We start from the raw sequence: 5,835 nt of genomic DNA, 5'->3' as shown, positions 1-5,835 counted from the left end.
CCTTCTTTAAACTCTTTCCATAACGTTAGTAACTTTTTATTGTTACCAAACTCACTAAAGAAATTTAATACTATTAATGTTTCCATTTGTTTTGAATTAATTGATGTTTCATTAACTATATCAACTAACAAATCTATAAAACTATCATAATGTTTATTAAGTTTTCTTAATTCAGTAGCTATATCTCTATTACAATGTTTAATTAACCCAACTCCATAATAAAATTTACCATTTTTAATTTCACATAAAGAATAACAGTTTTTATAATCAAACTTTTCTACTTGAATTTCCATCCTTCTTAATTCTTCTAAAGATTCAGCAATTTTATCTATTTTGCCTTCATAGGAATTCAATAGAGCACACATAAATTCTTTAGGGTGATATACCTTTAAGAAAGCTGTAATGTAAGCAGTTAAAGCATAAGCAAAAGAATGAGCTTTATTAAATGAATAGTGTGCAAAGTCAATTATATCATCCCACAATTTGTCAACTTGTTCTTGAGTCCATCCTCTTTTCTTGAGCCCTTCTTTAAGTTCGGGTTCAATTACCTCCATTAGTTCTGGTATTTTTTTAGCAGTTGCCTTCCTTAAAAGGTCTGGGTTTCTCAATCCTGCTAATCTGCCTATTTCAATTAATTGTTCTTGGAATACTATAATACCATACGTATTTTTTAAAATTGGTTCTAAGTCAGGGTGTAAGTACTCAAATTTTTCTACTCCAAATTTTCTGTTGATATAGTTGTCAATATATTTCTTTGCTCCTGGTCTAAAAAGTGCATTAGCAACACCTAAATCATCTAAGCTTGATACCTGCATTCTCTTTAATACATCTTTCATTCCGTTGGATTCAAACTGAAACACTCCATTAGTTCTACCATCTCTAAATAACTTAAATACATTATCATCTTCTAAATTAATCTTGTGTGGGTCAATATAGGAATAATCTTTACCTATCATCTCTAAAACATCATATATTACATCTAAAGTACGCAACCCTAATAAATCAATTTTAACTAACCCTAATGCCTCTGCTGAATGCATATCACATTGTATTATTACCTCACCATCATCATTTGTTGTTACAGGGAAATAATGGTCTACTGGTTTGGTAGTAATAATTTTCCCACTTGCATGTACAGATAAAGCTTTTGGTAGCCCCGCTAATTTTTGCGCATATTTAAATAGTTCACCATATTGCTCTTTGTATTCGTCTAATAACCCCATCTCAAGAGCTTCTTCTATAGTCTCTTTATCAAGGTTTTTAGTAATTTTATTCGTAATTTCAAAAGGTATTCCTAAAACTCTACCAATATCTTTAATGGCGTTTTTAGCCCTCAAATATTGGAATGTTCCTATATTTACCACATTTTCTTGCCCGTATGTATTTATAATAAATCGTAAAACTTCTTCTCTTTCTGCTGGGCTCATATCAACATCTATATCAGGTACTTTTAATTCTTCTGGTTTAAGAGTACCTTCTTCTATCTTTTGTAATATAGAAGTATCAATAAATCTTTCAAAATATAAACCATATTTTATAGAGTCAATATCAACGATACCCAACAAATATGCTATTAGTGAACCACCACTGCTGCCTCTTGCTATTCCTTTTCTCTTGAGTTGATTTGTATAACTTCTCACAAGTAAGAAATATCCTGCAAAATCCATTTTTTCGACAGCATCTAATTCGTAAAGCAACCTTTCTTTATACTCTTTCACATTTGGTAGTTTGCTTATACCACGTTTTTCCCATCCTTTTTTACACAAATATTTTAAATATTCCATTTCAGAGTTGAATTCTTTTGGTATTTGCACATGCGGTATAATTGGAGGTGATAAAGGCATATCTACATTACACTGTTCAGCTATTTTAACTGTATTTTCTATTGCTACTTCTATTTCTTCTTCTGTGAGTGTTCCTAAATTAATTTTATATATTTCTTCCTCTGACTGCCAATAACAATCATTGTATGTTTCTCCTGGTTCTCTTTCTCGTCCTATTGACACAAATATACTATGGTATTCTTGGTCTTCTTTATTAACATAATGACTATCAGTAGTAACTACATAAGGTATACCTAATTCTTTAGCTATATCAACTACAATTCTATTGAGTCTTTGTTGTTCGGGGTCTCGATGACTTTGAATTTCTAAGTAATAATCGTTCCCGAATTCATTTTTATATTTTAATGCTATCTTTTTAGCTAAAACTATATCACTATCTTGTATTGCTCTTTGTATTTCCCCCGCCATACAAGCACTTAAAACTATTAATCCTTCTTTATGTTGTTTGAGAATATTAAAATCAATACGTGGTTTGTAGTACTTCCCCTTTAAATTGCTTGCGCTTATTAGCTTATTTAAGTTTATCCTTCCCGTTTCATTTTTTGCTAACACAACAAGATGATAATATTTATTATTTTTATCTCTTATATTAATATCATCACAAATATACATTTCAGCACCATAAATAAACTTGAGTCCATTTTCTTTAGCTAACTTATAAAATTCTACTGCACCATAAACCACTCCATGATCTGTAATAGCAAATGCATTTTGCCCTAATTGTTTAACTTTTTCTATTATTTCGTCTGGTTTTGAAATAGCATCTAATAAAGAATACATAGAGTGATTATGCAAACTCACGAACATTTCAAATACCCCCTAAGCTATCCCCAAATACTTATTGCTATTAGGGCAATACTCTCTAACACTACATATGTAATCACAGAAAAACTGAGATGGTTTGGCTTTAAATTCATTATCATTTTTTATCGTATCAATTGTATGAATTACCCACATTTTAGCCTCTTCTAATTTTTTAGTATTATATTCTACTTTTATATCTCTTTTTTCTTTTATCATGTTAAGAATTAGTTCTTTAGGGTATTCTTTATATTTTTCAACAATTGGTATGCTATACAAATACAATTGTCTTAAATATTCATCTAATTCCTTCCTTGATTTAAATTCTGACCTCGTTTTATGATCGATAATTATCAAGTTATTATCTTGGTCTCGTGCTAATAAATCAATAAACCCACGCATACAATATTTAGCTATTTTAAAGTTGACTTCAGGTTCTACCTCAAGAATTTTTAAGTTCTCATATCCATTAAAATTATTAAAGAAATCCAACCCAGTTTCAAAATATCGCTGGCGTAAATCTACATAAGCATTAGGAGGAAAGTCTACATATACTTCTTTATCAAAGTTTTCTTTGTAATATTCACTTAATTCAAAAACAAGTAATTCACCTTTAAAATATTTTTCTAAAATTGAATGCACAAAACTTCCAAATAAGCCAAATGCCGATGGGATTCCTTGATATTCTTTTATGTATTGAAGATAAAACATATAAGGACAAGTATGATATGCATTTAACCTAGAATAACTCCAACACATTTGTTCTATTTTTTCTTTAATTTCCAATTCTAACTCTCCTCTCAAACAATTCTTCCCATACTAAAATTCCTTGATCGATTGGCGCATCTTTTTCATTTAAATAATTATTAGTATCATATATAATACTTACGTTAACGTACCTATTAAGCTTTTTAGCTTCTTCAATTAATTCTTTATATTGTACATCCTTATCAAACGCAATAACTACTTCTCTGCATTTTAAAGCTAAAATTTTATCTAATTGGTATTTGTTAATAGTATGCGTACCAACTGCTACTACATTGTTGATTCCTAAACTATCAAATTTCATAACGGATTTTTCGCCTTCTACAATTATTAATGTATCTTGAATACTATTTCTGTTTTGATACAACCCATACAATATATCATTAGTACCCAACTTATAATAATAAATATACTTAGGTATACCTAATTCCTTATAATTACTGAAACAAGTTCTTCCTTTAATATTAATTAGATTACCATTTTCATCCCTAATAGGGAACACTATTCTATTAGTTTTAGAGTCAAATTTAACCTCAAATTTACGCTGTGTTTCTTCAGAAATACCTTCATCAAGCCATTCTTGTATAACCCTATCTTCATATTGTTTTAATATTTCTTCGTCTAATATTTCATGGATAATATTTTCACCTCCCCTCTTTTCAAACATTTTAAAAATCTTGTATGAACTACTTTCAAGCTTTATTTCAATATCATTATTATTATAATCTATACCTAATTCTAAACATAACCATTCAATAGCTTGACAAAAATTCATTTTTTTTATGTATTGCACTAATGATATAATATCTGCCCCATCATAGTCATTTCTTGAATATATATATGTTGAAAGATTTTCATTAAGTTTCACTACTGTACTTGTCCAATTATTACCATCAGGTAAAGCTGCTCTTATTTCGTTATTTAATTCTCTTATTTTATGAAAACCTAATTTTTCTAAAATACCTTTAATCAAAATAGGATTATTAAACAACCTTTCTTTGATTAGCCTCACAATCTCTTGCAAATGCCTCACCCCAATCAGTTGAAAGGCAATTCTTTAGAATGTTGCTCTGCCTCCTCGATAGTCATTATACTACCATCAAACCTGAAATCTATGTAGTCATCTTCTTGCATTTGTTCACCTAATCTATTTAATTTTACGTTTAAGGCATAGTTGCCACAATTTTCTCCATCTGTAAGTATTTCATCTTTTGTTTTTTCTCGCCAAATTATACTTACACTACAATATCTTTCTAATTTATCACTATCTGCTGTTTGTCCTTGTCTGTTTAGTTGTGCTCCCGCTAACACAGGAATATTAAGAGCGCCTGCTACATTATTTTTTAAAAAATCAGCTTTTGCCCCTAATTCATTATATTGTTCACTTGAAGATTTAGTGTTGCTTTTTATATAATCAAATACCAAAAATCCTAAATTGATTTTATGTTTAAGAATTTTTGCAGTAATAAGAATTTTATCATTTGTCCATTCAGGGTTATATATATGTACAAATTTTTGTTTCTTTAACCATTTTTTAGCTTCTTCTATTTGTTGCTCCTCACTTGTAGTATAATTGCCTGATTTAATTTTTTGCACTGGGATTTTAGTAAGATAAGCTAACATTCTCTCAAAAAATAATCTCGACTGCATTTCAGTATCAAAATAAGCAACTGGTATTCCATTTTGTAATTTATGTATAGCTTCATTCATCATAAACGCAGACTTGCCACGCTTCATTCTTGCTTGGAATAAAGCTAATTCACCAGGCTCATAAGTAAAATACTTATTTATTGATGAATATTTCGATGGTATTCCATACATACCGTTAGGATTTCTCCTTTCTACAATTTCTTTCCATAATTCATCTACTATATCACCAAAAAGCACAATTGTTTCCGCAGTAATAAATTGAGTAATAACTTCATCTAAAGAATTGTATGCAAAATTACTTAATTTTGCAATATCATTATTATTTTCATCTAAACACACATCATCAATTTCCATTAACTTTTTATGGAGTTCTCTTTTAAAAGCTAATGCTACAACTATTTCTACTAATTTTTTATATTCTTCTACTGTATGTCTCGCAATATTTTTTGATTTTTCTATATAGTCATCTATTGACTCAATATTATACCTGCTTATTAAATTTTTAATTCCATTATGACTATTAATCTGTGTAAGTAAATTAAACGAGTCTATCTTAGTTACACCACTTTTGTATAATTCCTGAATAGCCCAATAAAAGGCCCCATTGTCTTTATGGTAAAAATGCGATGCAGACAAATAATCACTATGTAAAATAAAATCAGGATGTTGCAAAAGTGTTGCTATTATACCTGCTTCGGCTGATGTATCATATGGCAATTTGTTTTGCATAGAATACCTCCTCCCTCCTCCAATAACTCTGGATTTTCATAAATAT

Annotated in this window: 4 protein-coding genes; all 4 read right to left on the bottom strand. The window is 29.3% G+C overall.

What is annotated here, in order from left to right:
• A partial coding sequence (locus tag JG776_RS12185) for a DNA polymerase III subunit alpha (RefSeq protein ID WP_291967909.1) occupies positions 1 to 2,651 on the bottom strand: 2,651 nt, incomplete at its 3' end.
• Positions 2,652 to 2,663: 12 nt separating this feature from the next.
• Entirely contained in the window at positions 2,664 to 3,431 is a 768-nt protein-coding gene (locus JG776_RS12180) for a PD-(D/E)XK nuclease family protein (protein ID WP_291967906.1), read from the bottom strand.
• Positions 3,421 to 4,434, bottom strand: coding sequence for a toprim domain-containing protein (locus tag JG776_RS12175; RefSeq protein ID WP_291967904.1), 1,014 nt, complete (start codon positions 4,432 to 4,434; stop codon positions 3,421 to 3,423). The genes JG776_RS12180 and JG776_RS12175 overlap by 11 nt, the downstream gene beginning before the upstream one ends.
• A gap of 14 nt (positions 4,435 to 4,448) precedes the next feature.
• Entirely contained in the window at positions 4,449 to 5,789 is a 1,341-nt protein-coding gene (locus JG776_RS12170) for a DnaB-like helicase C-terminal domain-containing protein (RefSeq protein ID WP_291967901.1), read from the bottom strand.
• Between the last annotated feature and the right edge of the window lie 46 nt (positions 5,790 to 5,835).

Source organism: Caloramator sp. (assembly GCF_020054765.1).
Classification (GTDB): Bacteria; Bacillota; Clostridia; order Clostridiales; family Caloramatoraceae; genus Thermobrachium; species Thermobrachium proteoclasticum.
This window is presented reverse-complemented; position numbering and strand designations above follow the sequence as displayed.